Below are 18152 nucleotides of genomic sequence, written 5' to 3'. Positions count from 1 at the left end.
CCCGGACCCCATCAAGGGGCTTTCGCGTCACGAGGACGTTTGGCGTTATGGGCAGGCTGATCAATGGGGTCCGGGGGCTGCGCCCCCGGCCGCCGGAGGCCTCCTTCCCTTCCCTGCGACACGGATAGCCGTGGGCGCCGGCCTACGGCCGTGCTATGTCGGCACAACCAGCGGAGGGGAATGAGCGATGATGCGGGCAGCAGCGGCAGCGGTGATTGGGGTGGCTCTGGTGGCGGCAGCGCCGGCGGGGCTGAATTCGGCGTTCGAGGTGACGACGAAGACGATTGACGGCAAGCCGATGCCCTGGGCCCAGTACAAGGGCAAGGTGCTGCTGGTCGTCAACACGGCGAGCTTTTGCGGCTACACTCCGCAATATGAGGGGCTGCAGGCACTGCAGGACCGGTATGCCGCCAAGGGCTTCACGGTGATCGGCGTACCATCGGGCGATTTCGGCGACCAGGAGTACAAGACCGGCAAGGAAATCGCCGATTTCTGCGAATCGACCTATCGGGTGAAGTTCCCGATGACCGAGAAGGCCGTGGTCAAGGGCCCGGCGGCAGCGCCTTTCTATCGCTGGGCGGCGGCCAAGCTGGGGGCGGACAAGGCGCCGGGCTGGAATTTCCACAAATATCTGGTCGGCCGCGATGGCCGGCTGATCGCCGCCTATCCGTCCAAGGTCACGCCCCAGTCACAAGAGCTCGTCACCGCCATCAACGCGGCGATCGCTACCGGCACGGCCGGCTGAGTCCAGCCGGTCCTCCGGCGCACCGGCTCCTGGCACATCCAGCGCCCGCACCAGCGCCTTGCGCCGGGCGAGATTGGCACGCAGCGCGGCGGCAAGGCGCGCCTCGCGGGTCTTGGCTCTGACATCGGTCATGCCTCTCTATAGCCCAGCTTGGCTCGGGAAGGAAAACACCGGCCGCGTTTCTTGACAGCCCGCCGCCCCTCGCTCATACGGCCACGTCCGTGGCGCCCCGTGCGCTGTGGCGTGCTGCCGTAGCTCAGTGGTAGAGCGCATCCTTGGTAAGGCTGAGGTCGGGAGTTCAATCCTCCCCGGCAGCACCATTTCCCCCGATCTTAATCTCCCCTTAGGGGAATCCCCCCACCTTCGGCCGGCCCCCCACAGGTCCCCCGGGTAAATTCCGGCGCTGTTGCGACAACATGGCTTCCCCGATGGTGCGGCATGTCCTGCGCTCGTCAGGATGCCATCAGGCCCGCAGGGCCAAGTTCGACAAAAAGGGGATTCATCATGAATACCGTGAAGAAGCTGGTCGGCGGGGCTATCGTGTCCATGCTGCTGGCCACGCCGGCGCTTGCACTCAACTTCGCTCAGTTCGGCCAGCAGAACAGCGCACGCGTTCTCTCGCTGACCAACACTGGCACCGGCAATGCTGTCAGCGTCACCAATGCCCCCGTCTTCTTCATCGTGACGGAATATGGCACGCCGGGCGTGTACAACGCTTCCTTCTCGATGACCGGCTCGACCGACCAGGGCGCCGTCCTGTCCGGCGGTCAGTACACCCAGACCGGCTGGAACGGCACGATGAACTTCTCGAACGGCAGCAACTATCTGACCGTCGATTTCGTCAACGCCACCATGGGCTATAACGCCGATGGCGGGTCGGGCGCGCTGTTCTCCGCCGATCCGGGCAACATCATCAACTTCTCGTCGTCGTTCCTGACGCTGCCCGATTTCGTGTCCTCGAACTTCTCGCTGGCCCTGACTGCCATTCAGCCGCCGTCGAACTTCGATGCCAATGGCTATTCCAGCCCGTTCACCGCCAGCGTTGCCGGGTCGTTTGCCGGTGAAGTGCCCGAGCCGGCCACCTGGGGCATGCTGATGATGGGCTTCGGCCTCGTCGGCAGCGTCATGCGTCGCCGTCAGCGCGGCATGGCCACCGTCACGGCCTGAGCGTAACACGCTTCAGGGGAGGGCCTGACTGCCGCTGGTACCGGTTCCGCGACTATTCAGTCACGGAGCCGGTATCGCTGGCAGTTCAATATCCTGCACTGGATCAGCAGAAAGGCCCGGCAGCAAGCTGTCGGGCCTTTTCCTTGCGCACCGCAGGCGTACGCGGCTAATTATTCGGTGGCGGAACCACTCTTGGCTGTCATCACCAGTCGGGCCAGTTCCGGCAACGAGCGACATCCGGTCCGACGCATGATCTCGGCACGGTGGTTTTCCACCGTACGCTGGCTGATATCGAGGTCGGCGGCGATGTTCTTGCTCGGCTGGCCGTTCAGCACCATCAGCATCACCTCGACCTGACGGTCGGTGAGCGTCGCCAGCCGCGCCGCGGCAGCGCTCCGCTCGGCATTCTCCATCGCCAGGCCCTTGATGCTCTCGAGCGCGCGGCGAACGCTGTCGACGATCACCGACCCGCGCACCGGCTTCTCGATGAAGTCCATCGCGCCGGCCTTCATCGCGTCCACCGCCATGGAGACATCGCCCTTGCCGGTGATCAGGATGGCCGGCGTCAGCACGCCGGCGGCCTTCAGGCTGGCCAGCAGCTCGATCCCGCTCTCGCCCGGCAGATAGGCATCGATCAGCAGGCACCCCGCCTTTTCGGGCTCCCAGCTGGCGCGGAACGCCTCGCTGGAAACATGCAGCCGCGCCGGCAGTCCGGCATTGGCCATCAACAGGCTGAATTCGCGCAGCAGCGACGGGTCGTCGTCGATGACGTGCACGATCCCCCACTCCGCCTGTGCATCGGTCGCCGTCGCATCCCGCGTCGACGCCCGGCCCAGCTCCGCCTCGACAGCGGCCAGCAGTTCGGTCGGTCGGACCGGTTTGGAAAGCCGCGTGCAGTCATAGGCGGCGACGCGCGCCAGCGTATGGATGGCAATATCGCCGGTCAGGATCATCACTGGCACCAGTCGCCCCACCGTCTGCATCATCTTCTGGCGCAGCGTCGCCGCCAGTTCGAGACCATCCTGCGCGCCGTCGAGAAACAGGTCCGATATGATCAAATCGGGCGTGCTGGTCTTCAGTGCCGCCTTGGCCTCGCTCTCGTCCTTCGCCGTCGTTACCTGATGCCCGGCATCGCGCAACGTCTGGCCAAGCAGGTCGAGGAGGTCGCCGTCATTGTCGATCACCAGGATGTTCGCCGGGGCGGCCTGACCCGTTGTCGCCGGCGCGGCCTTGTCCGGCCGCTGCCGCGGTCCCGGCACCAGCTTCGCTTCCACCACCCGTGTCATGTGCTCGGCCACCGGCACCGTAATACAGAACACCGATCCCCGCCCGGGACGGGAGCGCACGGCAATAGGATGGCCCAGCATGTCGCCCAGGCTCTGGACGATCGACAGCCCCAGGCCGAGCCCGCGCCCGCGCTCCGCGGGCATGTCGCCAAGCTGGCTATAGGGCTTGAACACCGATTCCAGATCGCCCGCCGCAATGCCGATGCCCGTGTCCCAGACCTGGATCTCGACATTGTTTTCCCGCCGCCGGGCGCCGATCAGCACCCCGCCGCGGTTGGTATATTTGAGCGCATTGGCCACCAGATTGTGCAGCATCTGCGCCAGCAGCCGCCGGTCGGAAACGACATGGCAGGCCGTCGGCACGTAACGCAGCTTCAGCCCGGTCAACGACGCCTGCAGCATCAGGCCCTGAACGACCTCGCCGAACAGCGCCTCCAGCGGAAAGGCCCGCGATTCGATTTCGATCGCGCCGGCCTCGATCCGATTGATGTCGAGCAGGCTGTCGAGCATCGACGACATCGCATCGAGCGTCCGGTCCAGCCGGATCAGCAGCACCTGCGTCTCGGGGTCAGACGCCTTGCGCGCCAGCAACTCCTGCAACAGCACCAGCGCCTGCAACGGCTGGCGCAGGTCGTGGCTCGCCGCCGCCAGGAAGCGGGACTTGGCCAGATTGGCGGCCTCGGCGGACTCGCGCGCCTCGCGCAGCGCGTCGAGCGTCTGCTTGCGTTCGGTGATATCGGTATAGGTGATCACCACCCCCTCGATCTGTTCGTCATGCGAGCGATAGGGCAGGATCCGCCGGCAGTAGGAAACGCCGTCGGCACCGTCGATTTCGCGCTCGATCGGCGGGCTGCCGGTCAGCACGTCAGCGGAATCGCTGAGCAGATGAGCGTCAGGCCGCAGCGGGGCCAGATCGGCCAGCGGCCGGCCGACATCACCTGGCAGCAGGTGGAACAGCGCCCGCGTTGCCGGCGTGAAGAACCGGATGTTATGCTCGCGATCGAGGAAGATCGTCGCCACATCGGTGCTGTAGAGGATGTTCTGCAAATCGTCCGACGTCGTCCGCTGGCGATCAAGCGTCTCCTGCAACTGGGCGTTCAGCGCCACCAGCTCTTCGTTCAACGATTGCAGTTCCTCCTGAGGGGTCAGCAATTCCTCGTTGGTCGTCTGATATTCCTCGTTGCGCGACATGGTATCGGCATGCGCGGCCTCTTGTTCAATGCCGGCGCCTTCCAGGTGTAGGTTCACGCTGGCCAGCTCGGCACGAATGCTCGCCAGCTCGGCCTCGAGAGCCAGCAGTCGCGCCGCGCCGGGCGGCGTCGCCAGCGGCGGCCGCGGCGGCAAGGCAAAGGCCGGCAAGGGTGCGGGCTGCCCCGGCAGCGCCACGCGCCGGTTGACGTTGCGCCGATACAGGCGTGCCGCCTTGGAAATCAGCGTGAAGCCGGTTTCCGCGCCCTCGTTCATCTCGGCCACCGTCTCCGCGCTCCCCAGAAGCAGCAATCCGCCGGGCCGCAAGGCGAAATGAAACAGCGCAGTCGCCTGCAGCTGCGCAGCGGGTTGCAGATAGATCAGCAGGTTCCGGCAAGACAGCAGGTCGATCCGCGAAAAAGGCGCGTCGGTCAGCATGTCATGGACCGCAAACACCACCGACGACCGCAGCTCAGCGCCGACATGCCACTCGTCGCCCTCGCACTCGAAAAAGCGCTTCAACCGTTCCGCCGACACACGGCTCTCGATCGACGACGGATAGATTCCCCGCCGCGCCATGGCCACGGCAGCGGGATCAAGATCGGTCGCGAACATCTGCAGCCGCAGGGTCGGCCGGGTGCGGGCGATCTCCTCGAGAATGACCATCGCCAGCGACCAGGCTTCTTCGCCCGTGCTGCACCCCGCGCACCAGGCCCGCAGCGGCGCATCGCCGACATGGTTGCGCACCAGATCGGGCAGGATGGTTTCGCACAGCGTTGCGAACACCTCCTCGTCACGAAAAAAGCTGGTGACATTGATCAACAGGTCATTGGCCAGCAGCGTGAGCTCCTGATCATTGCTGGCGAGCCCGGCCACATAGCGGTCGACGGAATTGGCATTATATCCGGCCATCAACGCGCGACGTTCGATGCGTCGCTGGATGGTTCCGGCCTTATAGCCCCGGAAATCATACCCGCCGGCTTGAAGCCGGTCCAGCGCCGTTGCCAGCCAGCCGTGCGCGTCGGGCGCAACAGGCCGCGCGGCCCGGGCTTGAACAGGCGCGTCCGGCTTCTGAAGCGCTTTCTTCGGCGACGCCATGGCCAGCTCGTCCCGTCGCCCGCCAATTGCCGCACGGATCGCCGCAATGGGCAGAACAGCATGGACCACGCCAGTCGCAATCGCCGCTGCCGGCATGCCGCCATGCGAGGCCTCGCCGGGATCCTGCGCATAGACCAGCCCGCCCGCCGCATGGACAGCACGCACCCCCTCACTGCCATCGGCCCCATCGCCCGACAGGACGATCGCCACCACATCCTTGCCATGGGCTTGCGCCAACGACTGGAGCAAGAAATCGAAGGGCAGGCGCGGGCCCCGCGCCGACGAATTGGCCGACAGATGCAACACCCCCTGCGAAACCGACATCTGCTTGCCCGACGGAATTACATGAATACAGTCTGCCATCACGGCCATCCCGTCGGTCACTTCCACAACCGGGATCGGCGTGTCGGCCGCCAGCAATTCTGCCAGCATCGATGCATGCGCTGCGTCAAGATGCTGGACCACGATATAGGCATTGCCGCTCCGCTGCGGCAGGCCGTCGAACAACTGTCGGAACGCATCGAGCCCGCCTGCCGAGCCGCCTATCGCTATGACGCGGCGCGCCGAAGCGCTGTTGCCCGTCTTGTCGGCGCCAGGGCTGGTTACGGATTGAGGGAGGCGATCGGTCACTATACAAAGGGCCTTAATTAATATGAATTAACATATATTACTTTTTACTTTAACTTACGCCATCTGCAAAGCAGAGATACGCGGCCTAAGTTCCCTCCGCCTCACAATAAATTTCGTCACATAACGCCCGATAGGCTTGATCACTCCCGGGTCGCGGGCCTGAAGGCCCCCGCTGGCCACCGTCCGCCATCCGTCCGACCGCCGCCCGCGCCCGGCCGACCCGGCTCTTGATCGTGCCGGTCGCGCAACCCATCCGCTGGGCGACCTCCGCGTAGCTCCAGCCCCCGGCGCCCACCAGCAGCAGCGCCTGCCGCTGCGCCGCTGGCAGCGCTGACATCGCCTGATAGGCTTCCGCCAGCGCAATCGCCGTATGTTGCGGAGCGTCCGGGCCCCGCCGCATGTCAAGCGCGGCATCCCAGCTGGTCTCGCGCCCCGTCTTTCGCCACTGCGTATAATGCGCATTGCGCAGGATCGTCAGCGTCCAGGCCCGCATGCTGGTGCCCGGCTCAAAACGGGCGCGTGCCGCCAGCGCCCGCACCAGGGTCTCCTGCACAAGGTCGTCCGCCGCATCGGCACTCACCGCTAATGATCGTCCGAAGGCACGAAGATCAGGCATCATGGCGACCAGGCTGTCGCAGAATATCTTGCCGGCAAGCGCCTCAGCCTCCTGCCTGGACAAATCAGCCACCCGATGCATCATCATAGAGGCCCCGCCCGCCCTGAAGATGGTTAACCAATACCTATTATCGCCATCATCAATTCTGTTTCTCAATGTGCTCAATACAAATTTACACCGATTTTAAACCAAACCCAGAGAAATAACGTCTACAAGTAGAACTACTTCCGTCCCTCACCGGAAAGACGACGGGCGTGAAGCCCGGTCTGAGTAGAACTCCGGGGGACATCGGGGTCGCTCTTCGACAAACAGCCTGACCAGAGGCCGATATGCGGTTCCCCCGTCTGGACAACGGAAAACAGGCGCCGAGTCGTATTTCCTCGCCGCCCGAACATGTCAGATTATCACCACTCCCAAGGCGTCATATCCACACCCCAGACGCCCGAAGCATTACGAGGGCAGGTTAGGGGCCTCCGTCAGGCGCGCCGCGGCAACGTCCACTGCACCCGCAACGCCAGGTCGCTGCGGATCAACCCGGCCCCGCGCTCCGCCGCTGGTGTCGGCTCCGCCAGACCCACAACGCCGGTCGCAAAGGCGATCCCCAGCGCGACCACGGCGACCACGACCATCACCAACCCGATCGTCACCAGGCTGACCGGCTCGCGGTGCGGCCGCAGGTGAGAAACGAGCCGCGGCTGGGCGGGATCAAATGCCATGGGAAAAATGCCTCCTGTCTGTATTCCGCATGAACGGGCCAGACCGGATTTGGTTCCACCAATCATCGGCGGTGCCCTAGCCTCCCCCGAAGAACCACGATAAAGGATGATCTTATCCGCGATTATACAAGGTCAACGGTCATGGGCTCCTTCAGCCTCGTTCACTGGGTCATCCTCATCCTCGTCGTCATTCTGCTGTTTGGACGCGGCCGGATTTCGGACTTGATGGGCGATTTCGCCAAGGGCATCAACAGCTTCAAGAAGGGCCTGGCCGATACCGATACGCCGCCGGCCACCCCGCCCGCCCCCAAGGCGCCACCCGCGCAGATCACCGATGCCAGCGGCGCCCCCGTCGCCCACAACACCACCGAAGACGTCCGGCGCTAGCCCGGCCTTGAAGGCCGCGCATGTTCGGCATCGATTCCTCGGAACTGTTCATCGTCGGGCTGGTGGCGCTTCTGGTCATCGGGCCGAGCCGCCTGCCCATGGCCATGCGCACCATCGGCCAATGGGTCGCCAAGGGCCGCGCCGTCACCCGCCACGTCCGCACCGGCTTCGATGCCATGGTCCGCGAGGCCGAGCTCGAGGAAATGCAGAAGAGCTGGGCCAAGCACAATGAAGCGATCATGAAGGCCACCGCGCTTAATCCCGGCGCCCTTCTCCAGCCAGATCTGCTTCCCGCCCCCGATCTGCTTCCCGCCGAGGCCGCTAACACCGCCGCGACCGCCGCCCTCGAAGGACCTGATCCCGCGGAGCCAACCGAACCGGAAAACGCCCCGGAAAGCGCGGTCGTCATGGCCGAGCCCGTCCCAGCCCTCACCGCGTCGGACCCCGCGGCAGGCGTCCGCGCCCGTGCCCCGCGCAAGCCGCGCGCCCCCGCATCCGGCAAGCCCCGCGCACGCCGCACGCCCAAGACATCCGCCGCCGAAATGCCTTCCGATGACGCCTGACGATGACACCGAGATCGACGCCAGCAAGGCGCCGCTCCTCGATCACCTGATCGAGCTGCGCACCCGCCTGCTCCGCTGCGTCATCGCCTTCTTCGTCTGCTTCGGCCTCGCCTTCAGCCAGGCCGACCGCGTTTTCGGCATCCTCGTCCAGCCGCTGGTCAACGCCTATGGCGACGACAAGGTCGGCACGCTGATCTACACCAAACTCTATGAGGCCTTCTTCGTCGAAGTGAAGGTCGCTGCCTTCGCCGGCCTTTGCCTCGCCTTCCCCATCATCGCGAACCAGCTCTGGGCCTTCGTTGCCCCCGGCCTCTATCGCAAGGAGAAGCGCGCCTTCCTGCCCTTCCTCCTCGCCACCCCCGTCCTGTTCACCGCCGGCGCCTGCCTCGCCTATTTCGGCGTCATGCCCGCCGCCTTCAAATTCTTCCTGTCCTTCCAGTCGGATTCGACCACCAACGGCATCGCCCAGCAGGCCCTCCCCGCCATGGGCGAATATCTCGATCTCGTCACAAGCCTGATCCTCGCCTTCGGCGTCTCCTTCCTGCTGCCCGTGCTGCTGATGCTGCTCGAACGCGCCGGCATCATCACCCGCACCCAGCTCAAGGCCGGCCGCCGCTATGCCATCGTCGCCGCCTTCGCCATCGCCGCGGTGCTCACCCCGCCAGACGTCTGGAGCCAGTTCGCCCTCGCGATCCCGCTGATCCTGCTCTACGAATTGTCGATTATCGGCATCTGGATCACCGAACGCCGCCGCGCCTCCGCCGATAAGGCCGCGCCGGTTACGCAATAGGCGCAACGGCCTCCGGCGGCCGGGGGCTTGCCCCCGGACCCCATTGATCAGGCCTGCCCACAACCGAAAACTTCCGTCGCTACGCCTTGGCGGCAATCCATGGTCTCTGCCCCAGCCGCCGGAGGCACTGTCGGTTGCCGCCTGAGACCACTTTCATGTGAATGTCGATCCGGCCAAATTCATGGGGTCCGGGGGCTAGCCCCGGCCGCCGGAGGCAAACTCAGGCGAGAACCCGCGCCACCCGCTGGCGGCGCCGCATCACCGCACCCACCAGCCCGAAGCCGGCGATCAGCAATGCCCAGCTCGCCGGTTCCGGCACCGCCGCCTGCGCCACCGCGATCGTGTCGAACTCGAAGGCATTGCCGTCCGAGCGGAACACCAGACGGTTGATATTGTCGCGGGCGTCCATGGCGAAGGTCAGCCGCCGGTTGGTGTCCGGCATCGTCTGGTTGCCGTTGAACATCGGCAGGTCGCTGCCACTCAGCGTCCGAACCACGGTCCCGTCCACCGCCAGGAAATCAAGGAAGTTGTAGGCATCAACCGACCCCCAGTAGAGCGTCAGCCCGGTAAGTGCCTGGCCCGCGCCAAGATAACCGGTGAAGTCGAAGGTGCTGGCCCCGCCGGTCCCCACCGACTGGTAGACACCGCCCTGCGGCGTCCCGGCCGGCGCCGCGCGCACGCCGCTGATGTTGCCCGCCGCCGTCGTCACCGCCCCGGTGAAGGTGTTGACGATGCCAGGCGCCGAAGCGCTGTCGAAAGTCACCACCGTGGCAAACCCGTTCGGCACGCCCGGATCGGGCGCCCCCGCCACGCTGCTCACCACCACAATCGCCGACGCGGCCGACGCCATCAGAGACGCAGCACCCATCGCAACCACCAGACGTGCAAACATGATCAGCTCCGAACCCAAGCACCAATGCTTGCCAAAGCCCTAACCGATATCCGCCCCCGGAAAAAGTAAACCAATCCTAAATGGATGTATCCATGAGGAAATTAACCACTTCGCAGTGACAGCAGGTGCGCCGACAGCAGCACCACCATCGTCAGCCCAATGAATATCCCGGCATTCCAGGGCATCAGCGCATGCCAGGCCAGCGGCGCCCGCCGCCGCGCCACATCCCCCGCCAGCCCTGCGACCACCAGCAGCAGGGAGACGACAAGCAGCGCAATCGTGGTTTCGCGGTCCATCGACTTGCGCTACTCCATTCCCCACCAAGGCCGCCAGTCCACCCGGCCCGGCCGACTCGACCTGCACAACCAGGAGACCGTCATGAAGACCCTCGCCGCGCTGCTCGCGCCCGCCCTCATCCTCGCCGCCGCCCCCATCGCCGCACAGGCCACCACGCTCGCCGAGGCCGCCACCGGCAAGCACCGCAGCGCCGCCAACATCGCCCGCAACGCCCATCGCCACCCGGTCGAGACGCTGACCTTCTTCGACATCAAGCCGACCATGACCGTCGTCGAGATTTCGCCCTCCGCCGGCTGGTACACCGAAGTCCTCGCCCCCTATCTGAAGGATCAGGGCAAGCTCTACGCCGCCGGCGCCGACCCCCAGGGCAATGACTACAACAAGAAGGCCGTCGAGAACTTCAAGGCCTTCCTCGCCACCCACCCCGATCTCTACGGCAAGGTGGAGCCCACCGTCTTCGCCAAGGGCAACACCGACGGCCTCGCCCCCGCCGGCACCGTCGACGCGGTCCTCACCTTCCGAAACATCCACAACTGGTACATGGCCGACTGGGCGCAGGATGCCTTCAACGCTTTCTTCAAGGCTCTCAAACCCGGCGGCACGCTCGGCATCGTCGAGCATCGTCTGCCCGAATCCGCCGATGACGCCCGCATGAAGTCCAGCGGCTACATGAAGCCCTCGGCCGTCCGTGCCATGGCCGAAAAGGCCGGCTTCAAATATGTCGCCTCCTCGGAAATCAACGCCAACCCCAAAGACACCAAGGATTATCCCAAGGGTGTCTGGACGCTGCCCCCCAACTACGCTGAAAAGGACGTCGACCGCGCCAAATACACCGCGATCGGCGAGTCTGACCGGTTCACCATGAAGTTCGTGAAGCCCTGAACCAGGGGCCTCCGGCGGGCAGGGGGCTTGCCCCCTGCACCCCCGTCGACCGGCGCATTCCCCTAGGAACTTCGCTGTCACTGCCCTGTTCGTTGGACAGGCAGTGCACAGGCTGCACCGAATGGAGAATGCTCATGTCCGCACCGGAAAATCTAACCGACCTCTACACCAGCGAACTGCAGGACCTCTGGTCCGCCAATGACCAGATGGCCAGGGTCGTCAAGAAGATGGCAACCAAGGCCAGCGACAGCGCGCTCAAGGAAATGCTCACCAAGTCGCAGGACGGCATCGCCCAGCACACCGATCTGCTCAAGCAACTGCTCACCGAATCGGACGAGAAAGTTCGCAAGGAGCATTGCAAGGGCATGGAAGGTCTCGTCGCCGAGGCCACCAAGCACATCACCGAGGAAGCCCCTGAAAAGGGTCCCGTCCTCGATGCCGTGATCATCGCCCAATACCAGCGGATGGCGCACTATGGCATAGCCGGCTTCGGCACCGCCGCCTCCTACGCCGGCACCCTCGGCCTCAAGCCCGCCGCCAAGGCCCTCGCCAAGGCCACCAAGGAAATCTACGGCGCCGACGACTATTCGACCAAGCTCGCCGAGACCTCGGTCAACGTCGACGCCAAGGAAGACTAAGCCACCCCCCCGACCCTGCGGCCCGGCCTTGCTCCCAAGGCCGGGCCGTTCCGTCTCTAGGCACCCGGCATTTCATCGCTTGCTATTGATAACAAGTCGCGATAACGACCTGCCCCTGACAAGGGGTAGAATGAATGACACTGATCAAGCCGATCCTGCTGCTGTGCGGCGCCATCCTGCCGGCCGGCGCCGCGATGGCCGAAACCGCCGCCAGCGCGGATGCCGATATCATCGTCACCGGCCAGCGTGACGCCCGTACCACCGCCACCAAGACCGACACGCCCGCCGTCGAGATTCCTCAGCCGGTCACCGTCATCCCCGCCGATCTCTACCAAGCCCAGGGCGCCATCTCGATCTCGGACACGCTCAACTATGTCGCCGGCGTTCAGTCCAACCCCTATGGCCCGGACAGCCGCGTCGACGGCGCCACCATCCGCGGCCTGAATGCGCTGCAATTCCGCGACGGCATGCGCGATATTTTCAGCTTCTACGCCAGCATCCGCGCCGATCCCTATAATTTCAGCAGTGTCGAGGTGCTGCGCGGCCCCGCGTCGATGCTCTTCGGCCAAAGCTCGCTCGGCGGCCTCGTCAACCTCAATTCCAAGCTGCCGTCCCCGGTGACCGCCGGCGAAATCTCGGTCCGCTACGGCAGCTTCGATCGCAAGGAAGCCTTGCTCGATCTCACCGGGCCGCTCGCTTCGGGCCTCAGCGGCCGCATCGTCGCCCGCCTCCGCGATGCCGGCACGCAAACCGATTTCGTCAACGACGACCGGGTGATGATCGCGCCGTCCCTCAGCTGGGCCGCCGGCGCCGATACCGATCTGACCCTTCTCGGCCTTTACCAGGAAGACCGGGGCGGCTCGACCTCCCAGTTCCTGCCGCTCGTCGGCACCATCCTGCCCAATCCCAATGGCCAACTGCCCAACAGCCGGTTCATCGGCAAGCCCGGCTGGGACCGCTATGACGGCCGCCTGCTGCAGGGCACCGGCATGCTCACCCACCGCTTCGGCGACAAGGCCAGGCTCAGCCTCAAGGCCCGGTACATCGACAGCAAGCTCACCTATCTGACTCACTATCCGGACAGCTATTCGAACCCCGCCAACCCCTATGTGCTGCTCGATCCCGCCACCGGCGCGCCGGTCATCGATCCGCTGACCGGGCTGGCAGCGCGCGATCCCGCGCAGCGCACGATCGGCCTTTACGCCGATGGAAGCCGCGCCGAGATGCAGATCTTCTCCACCGACAACAATGTCCAGCTCGGCTTCAACACCGGTGCCGCCATCGAACACCAGCTCCTCGCCGGCATCGACTATAGCTGGAACCATGTTCGCAAGATCGGCGGCTTCGCCTATGAATATATCGACATCTACGCCATCGATTATGCCGCGCTCTCGAATTTCGGCGGCGGCCTGCCCCAGCCGGCATCGCCGTCCGAAGATGTCGGGCAGAGCCAGCTCGGCGTCTACCTCCAGGACCAGATCCGGCTGCTTGACCGGATTTCGGTCGTGCTCGGCGCCCGCCGCGACCGGGTGACGACGCGATCCTTCGGCGGCCAGCCGGTCTCGCACAATGCCACCACCGTTCGCGCCGGCATCATCGGCGAGATCGTCCCCGGCGTGTCGCCATTCTTCAGCTATACCGAGAGCTTCGAGCCGATCGCCGGCACCGCCAGCAACGGCAGCCCCTTTGTCCCCAAGACCGGCAACCAATATGAACTGGGGCTCAAATACCAGCCCAACGAGGCCAGCATGGTCACCCTCACCGGCTACCGGATCAAGGAGCGCAACCGGCCGGTCGATGATCCGACGACCCCGGCCCCGTTCGATCAGCGCCAGGCCGGCTCGCTGACCTCGAAGGGCATTGAATTCGAGGCGCGGATGCTGCTGCCCGGCCAGCTCCAGCTGATCGCCAACTATAGCTACAATGAGGCCGAGATCGACGGCACCAACCAGCAGCTCGAAAATGTGCCCCGCCACAATGCCTCGCTCTGGGCCTCGCGGGCCTTCGCCCTGGGCAATGAGGTTGCCCTCCGCCTCGGCGCCGGCGTCCGCCATTCGGGCGACAACCGCTCTTATGGCCCGGCGTTCCCCGATGGCATCCGCACCCCGGCCTATACGCTCGTCGACGGTTTTGCCGAACTGCGCTGGCAACGCTGGGCTGTCGCCGTCAACGCCACCAACCTGCTCGGCAAGTCCTTTTACTCCGCCTGCCTGGCGCGCGGCGACTGTTTCGTCGGCGCCGAGCGCAACGTCTTCGGCACGCTCAGCTACCGCTTCTGATGGCCGCCGGATCGCCCCTGTTGTGGCTGGCCTGCGGGCTCGGCGTGGCCGCGGTCGGCGTGCTGCGCCAGGCCTGGTCGCGGCCCCGGCGCCATGCCGCCCGCGTCGCCCTCGGCTGGGCCCTGCTGCTCGCTGCCGTCATCGCCGGCGGGCGCCAGGACGGCGCCTGGGGCATCTCGGTCGCCGCGCTGGCCACCATGGCCGCGGCCGTCGCCGCCCTCGCCCTGGCCGCGGCGACCGCACCGCCCGAGCGCCGGGCGCCGCCGCGCCGCGACGCGACGACGACGCCCGTCGCCGACCGCGCCTTCGGTCGCCGTCTCGTCACTTTCCTCCTGGTCATCCCCGGCGGCTTCGCCGCCGCGATGGCGGTCAGCCTCGGTGCCGAGGCGCTGGCCACGATGTCGGGCTGGGCCGAGGCCGATGCCATTGTCGCGGCCGTCTACATGGTGCCGCTGGCCTGGGCCGGGCTCGCCACCGCGCTGCTGATGCAGGCGGACCGCCGCCATCAGCTGGCGACGCTGCTCGCCTGCGGCCTCGTCGCAGCACCGCTCCTGCTCGTCGGCGCCGGCTGATGCCCCGCCCACCCAGCCCGGCCACCGTCAAAAAGGCACTGTCCGCCCATGCCGCCACCGGCCTGCTGGCCGGCGCCCTGCTCTATCTCGTCTGCCTCAGCGGCAGCCTGCTGGTCTTCTACCAGGAATGGCAGCGCGCCGAGCAATATGACGCGCCGGAGATGATCCGCATCGATCCCGACGCCGTCCAGCGCGGCGTCGCGGCGGTCCTCGCCAGCGAGGCCGGCCGCCCGCCCACGACCCATCTCTATGTCCATCTGCCGGTACCGGCGCTGCCCCGCACCACCATCACCACCGACAGCCAGGCCGTCCATCTCGACGCCCGGGGACGGATCGCGGCGCCGGAGGAGAATGGCTGGTCGGAATTCCTCTATGCCCTCCATTACACGCTTCACCTCCCCGGCGTCGTCGGCATCACCCTGGTCGGCATGCTCGGCACGCTGCTGATCGCGCTGTCGCTGTCGGGACTGCTCGCCCACCCCCGGATCTTCCGCGATGCCTTTCGCCTGCGCGCCCGTCATGGCAGCGGCACGGCCCTGTCGGACTGGCACAACCGGCTCAGCGTCTGGACCCTGCCCTTCGGCCTGGCCATCGCCGTCACCGGTGCCGCCATCGGCCTTGCCACCATCACCGCCTGGGGCCTCGCCCAACTCCGCTACGGCGGCGATGTCGAGACGGTCTATGCGCCCATCTTCGGCGCCGAGGCCAAGCCCGATGCCAGGCCGGCCGCCGTGCCCGATGTCGCGACAGCGCTCCGCCACATGCAGGCCACCCACCCCGATATCGCCGTCACCTATGTCACCCTCCATGATCCGCTGACGGCGGGCCAGCACATCCAGATCGTCGGCGACCATGCCCGCCGCCTGATCTTCGGGGAATATTATGCCTATGATCCCGCCGGCCGCTTTCTCGGCACCGCGGGACTCGCCGATGGCACGCTCGGCCAGCAGGCGGCGGCGTCAAACTACAAGCTGCATTTCGGCAATTTCGGCGGCCTGCCAGTGAAGATCGCCTATGCCGTGTTCGGCCTGGCGTTGACCGTGGTCAGCGCCACCGGCGTCCATATCTGGCTCGGCAAGCGCCGCCGGCGCGGCCTCCACGAACCCCGCCTGCGCGCCGCCTGGCAGGCCGTCGTCTGGGGCGCCCCGGCCGCGCTGGGCCTGACACTCGTCGTCCGCTTCGTCGCCGGCACCGCCGCGCCGTTCACGGCGATTTTCTGGGCCAGCCTCGCGCTGGCCGTCGCCGCCGCCGTGCTGCGCGCCGGCGGCGCCGCGTCCGATCGGCTCAGTCCACGTCCGGCCGCCAGGCATCCGGCGCCCGGTCGCTGAACTTCGTCACATTCTTATCGAAGGTCAGCGGCACGCTGCCGGTCGAGCCATGCCGCTGCTTGGCGACGATCACTTCGGCCAGCCCGAAGATCTTCTCGGCCTTGTCCTTCCACTTGGCGAATTTCTCCGCCTCCTCGGGGTCGGGCTGGGCGTTGGCATGGTAATATTCCTCGCGGTAGACGAACAGCACGATATCGGCATCCTGCTCGATCGTGCCTGACTCGCGAAGATCGGCCAGCTGTGGCCGCTTGTCCTCGCGCTGCTCGACCGCGCGGCTGAGCTGGGAGAGCGCCAGCACCGGCACCTGCAATTCCTTGGCTAGCGTCTTCAGCCCGCGGGTGATCTCGGACACCTCCTGCACCCGGTTCTCGGCGCCGTTGCGCCCGGTCCCTTGCAGCAGCTGCAGATAGTCGACAACGATCAGCCCGATGTCGTGCTGGCGCTTGAGCCGCCGCGCCCGCGAACGCAGCGCCGCGATCGACAGCGCCGGCGTATCGTCGATCAGCAGCGGCAGCGAAGCGAGGTCGCCGGCGGCCCGCGCCAGCTGGGTGAACTGCTCCTGCCGGATCTTGCCCTTGCGCAGATCCTCGCTGTTCACATTGGCCTGCTCGGCGAGCACGCGCGTCGCCAGCTGGTCGGACGACATTTCCAGGCTGAAGAACGCCACCGGTGCGCCCGAGCTCTTGCCCGGCTCGATCCCCATCTCCTTGTCGCGCATGAAGCGCATCGCGCAGGAAAAGGCGATATTGGTGGCCAGCGCCGTCTTGCCCATCGCCGGCCGCCCGGCAAGGATGATCAGGTCGGACTTGTGCAGCCCACCCATCTTGACGTTCAACCCGTCGAGCCCGGTCGTGTAGCCGGAGAGATTCCCGCCGGACTTCATCGCCCGGTCGGCCATCTCCACCGCCTCGCGCGTCGCTTGGGCAAAGGTCTTCACCGCGCCCCCGACTTCGCCGGCCTCGGCCACCCGGTACAACGCCTTCTCGGCCTCCTCGATCTGCTTCAGCGGCTCGACCTCGACCGAGGTGTCGGCCGCCGCTGTCACCATCTCGCGCCCGACCCGGATCAGCTCGCGCAGCAGCGCCAGGTCATAGATCTGCTGGCCGAAGTCGCGCGCCGCCAGCAGCCCGGCGCCGTTCTGCGTCAGCTGCGCCAGATAGGCCGGCCCGCCGACCTCGGCCATCCCGGCATCGGCGTCGAACAGCGGCTTCAGCGTCACCGGCGTCGCCGCCATCCGCCGATCGCAGAGCATCAGGATCCGCTCATAGATCCGCCCGTGCAGCGCCTCGGCGAAATGCTCGGGCCGCAGCCGCTGCATCACATCCTCGACCAGCCGGTTGTCGATCATCAGTGCGCCGAGCAGCGCCGCCTCGGCCTCGAGGTTCTGCGGCAGGCTGACGGCCTCGCCGCCGGGCGCAACCACCCGCAGCGCCGGCGGGGAGGGGGGAATGGGAGAGGATGCCATCCGCGCCTTGTGGCCCACTATGCCCCCCGGCAGCAATATCGGCCCTGGGGACAACCCTGTCCAAAACCCGGTATATGTCTGTACAGCAAAAAGAAAAATAGCGCAGATGACAAACCTCGCCGCGCCCGCTAAGCCCGCCGCCGTGTCCACCCCCCTCCCCGCCAAGCGTCCCGAACGCGCCGCCGCCCGCCTCGGCGCCCTGCAGGCCCTGTACCAGCAGGCAATGACGCGCAGTCCGCTCCCGGTGCTGCTCACCGAATTCCATCACCACCGCCTCGGCGCCGCGCTCGACGATACCCATGATATCCACATGGCCGAGGCCGACCGCGCCTTCTTCGACGATCTCGTCACCGGCACCCACGCCCGCACCGAGGAACTCAACGCCCTGATCGCCGCCGCGCTGGCCAAGGGCTGGACGCTGGACCGGCTCGACCTGCCGATGCAGGCGCTCCTCCGCCTCGCCGCCTATGAGCTGGTCGCCCGCGCCGATATCTCGTCGGCCACCGTCATCAACGAATATGTCGAACTGTCGCGCGGCTTCCATGCCGAAAAGGACGTCAAGTTCGTCAACGGCCTGCTCGATACCGTCGCCCGCCGGGTCCGCGGCTGACCC

The 18152-nt window shown here is 66.2% G+C and carries 18 protein-coding genes and 1 tRNA gene; 12 read left to right on the top strand and 7 right to left on the bottom strand.

The window, feature by feature from the left end; all coding sequences use genetic code 11:
• Positions 1–187 precede the first annotated feature (187 nt).
• Positions 188–745 (top strand): glutathione peroxidase, encoded by a 558-nt coding sequence (locus ACTIFJ_RS08630; RefSeq protein ID WP_439533698.1) that lies wholly within the window; start codon positions 188–190, stop codon positions 743–745.
• On the opposite strand, the gene ACTIFJ_RS08625 is transcribed toward ACTIFJ_RS08630, so the two are convergent.
• Positions 689–877: a hypothetical protein gene (locus tag ACTIFJ_RS08625; RefSeq protein WP_439533697.1), complete on the bottom strand. Its 189-nt coding sequence runs from the start codon at positions 875–877 to the stop codon at positions 689–691. The two genes, ACTIFJ_RS08630 and ACTIFJ_RS08625, sit on opposite strands and share 57 nt — an antisense overlap.
• A gap of 113 nt (positions 878–990) precedes the next feature.
• Here ACTIFJ_RS08625 and ACTIFJ_RS08620 point away from each other — a divergent pair.
• Together ACTIFJ_RS08620 and ACTIFJ_RS08615 are read left to right on the top strand one after the other, a co-directional pair.
• A tRNA-Thr gene (locus ACTIFJ_RS08620) sits at positions 991–1065 on the top strand.
• Positions 1066–1249: 184 nt separating this feature from the next.
• Positions 1250–1912 carry a PEPxxWA-CTERM sorting domain-containing protein gene (locus ACTIFJ_RS08615; RefSeq protein WP_439533696.1) on the top strand — a complete coding sequence of 221 codons (663 nt, stop codon included), beginning with the start codon at positions 1250–1252 and terminating at the stop codon, positions 1910–1912.
• A gap of 170 nt (positions 1913–2082) precedes the next feature.
• On the opposite strand, the gene ACTIFJ_RS08610 is transcribed toward ACTIFJ_RS08615, so the two are convergent.
• The 3 genes from ACTIFJ_RS08610 to ACTIFJ_RS08600 form a co-directional block, all read right to left on the bottom strand.
• Entirely contained in the window at positions 2083–6114 is a 4032-nt protein-coding gene (locus ACTIFJ_RS08610) for a chemotaxis protein CheB (RefSeq protein WP_439533695.1), read from the bottom strand.
• Between the two features lie 85 nt (positions 6115–6199).
• On the bottom strand, positions 6200–6733 hold the full coding sequence (locus ACTIFJ_RS08605) for a sigma-70 family RNA polymerase sigma factor (RefSeq protein ID WP_439533694.1): 534 nt from the start codon (positions 6731–6733) through the stop codon (positions 6200–6202).
• A 473-nt stretch (positions 6734–7206) separates the two neighbouring features.
• The gene (locus tag ACTIFJ_RS08600; protein WP_439533693.1) at positions 7207–7446 is read right to left on the bottom strand and encodes a hypothetical protein; all 240 of its coding nucleotides are present in this window, start codon (positions 7444–7446) and stop codon (positions 7207–7209) included.
• Between the two features lie 141 nt (positions 7447–7587).
• Between ACTIFJ_RS08600 and ACTIFJ_RS08595 the strand changes: the two genes are divergently transcribed.
• The 3 genes from ACTIFJ_RS08595 to tatC are packed head-to-tail and all read left to right on the top strand — an operon-like array spanning position 7588 to position 9186.
• Positions 7588–7833 (top strand): twin-arginine translocase TatA/TatE family subunit, encoded by a 246-nt coding sequence (locus ACTIFJ_RS08595; RefSeq protein WP_439533692.1) that lies wholly within the window; start codon positions 7588–7590, stop codon positions 7831–7833.
• 20 nt (positions 7834–7853) lie between these two features.
• The gene (locus ACTIFJ_RS08590) at positions 7854–8396 is read left to right on the top strand and encodes a hypothetical protein (RefSeq protein ID WP_439533691.1); all 543 of its coding nucleotides are present in this window, start codon (positions 7854–7856) and stop codon (positions 8394–8396) included.
• On the top strand, positions 8386–9186 hold the full coding sequence (gene tatC, locus ACTIFJ_RS08585) for a twin-arginine translocase subunit TatC (RefSeq protein ID WP_439533690.1): 801 nt from the start codon (positions 8386–8388) through the stop codon (positions 9184–9186). Before ACTIFJ_RS08590 ends, tatC begins: the two co-directional genes overlap by 11 nt.
• 220 nt (positions 9187–9406) lie before the next feature.
• On the opposite strand, the gene ACTIFJ_RS08580 is transcribed toward tatC, so the two are convergent.
• Together ACTIFJ_RS08580 and ACTIFJ_RS08575 are read right to left on the bottom strand one after the other, a co-directional pair.
• Positions 9407–10078, bottom strand: coding sequence for an Npun_F0296 family exosortase-dependent surface protein (locus tag ACTIFJ_RS08580; RefSeq protein WP_439533689.1), 672 nt, complete (start codon positions 10076–10078; stop codon positions 9407–9409).
• 101 nt (positions 10079–10179) lie between these two features.
• On the bottom strand, positions 10180–10374 hold the full coding sequence (locus ACTIFJ_RS08575; RefSeq protein ID WP_439533688.1) for a hypothetical protein: 195 nt from the start codon (positions 10372–10374) through the stop codon (positions 10180–10182).
• 82 nt (positions 10375–10456) lie between these two features.
• On the opposite strand from ACTIFJ_RS08575, the gene ACTIFJ_RS08570 reads away from it, so the two are divergent.
• The 5 genes from ACTIFJ_RS08570 to ACTIFJ_RS08550 all read left to right on the top strand — a co-directional run bounded on the left by ACTIFJ_RS08570 (position 10457) and on the right by ACTIFJ_RS08550 (position 16074).
• Positions 10457–11257, top strand: a complete 801-nt coding sequence (locus ACTIFJ_RS08570; RefSeq protein ID WP_439533687.1) for a class I SAM-dependent methyltransferase — start codon at positions 10457–10459, stop codon at positions 11255–11257.
• A gap of 134 nt (positions 11258–11391) precedes the next feature.
• On the top strand, positions 11392–11895 hold the full coding sequence (locus ACTIFJ_RS08565; RefSeq protein ID WP_439533686.1) for a YciE/YciF ferroxidase family protein: 504 nt from the start codon (positions 11392–11394) through the stop codon (positions 11893–11895).
• 134 nt (positions 11896–12029) lie between these two features.
• Positions 12030–14174 carry a TonB-dependent siderophore receptor gene (locus tag ACTIFJ_RS08560; RefSeq protein ID WP_439533685.1) on the top strand — a complete coding sequence of 715 codons (2145 nt, stop codon included), beginning with the start codon at positions 12030–12032 and terminating at the stop codon, positions 14172–14174.
• Entirely contained in the window at positions 14174–14746 is a 573-nt protein-coding gene (locus tag ACTIFJ_RS08555) for a hypothetical protein (RefSeq protein ID WP_439533684.1), read from the top strand. Before ACTIFJ_RS08560 ends, ACTIFJ_RS08555 begins: the two co-directional genes overlap by 1 nt.
• Positions 14746–16074 carry a PepSY-associated TM helix domain-containing protein gene (locus ACTIFJ_RS08550; protein WP_439533683.1) on the top strand — a complete coding sequence of 443 codons (1329 nt, stop codon included), beginning with the start codon at positions 14746–14748 and terminating at the stop codon, positions 16072–16074. Before ACTIFJ_RS08555 ends, ACTIFJ_RS08550 begins: the two co-directional genes overlap by 1 nt.
• Here the strand turns inward: ACTIFJ_RS08550 and ACTIFJ_RS08545 are convergent.
• The gene (locus ACTIFJ_RS08545; protein WP_439533682.1) at positions 16031–17539 is read right to left on the bottom strand and encodes a replicative DNA helicase; all 1509 of its coding nucleotides are present in this window, start codon (positions 17537–17539) and stop codon (positions 16031–16033) included. The genes ACTIFJ_RS08550 and ACTIFJ_RS08545 overlap by 44 nt on opposite strands.
• Before the next feature lie 142 nt (positions 17540–17681).
• Between ACTIFJ_RS08545 and nusB the strand changes: the two genes are divergently transcribed.
• Entirely contained in the window at positions 17682–18149 is a 468-nt protein-coding gene (gene nusB / locus ACTIFJ_RS08540; protein ID WP_439533681.1) for a transcription antitermination factor NusB, read from the top strand.
• The last annotated feature ends 3 nt before the right edge of the window (positions 18150–18152 follow it).

Origin of the sequence: Polymorphobacter sp. (genome assembly GCF_051860865.1) — a bacterium.
Classification (GTDB): domain Bacteria; phylum Pseudomonadota; class Alphaproteobacteria; order Sphingomonadales; family Sphingomonadaceae; genus Sandarakinorhabdus.
Note: the sequence above shows the minus strand (reverse complement) of the source record. Positions and strands in the feature narration are given on the sequence as shown.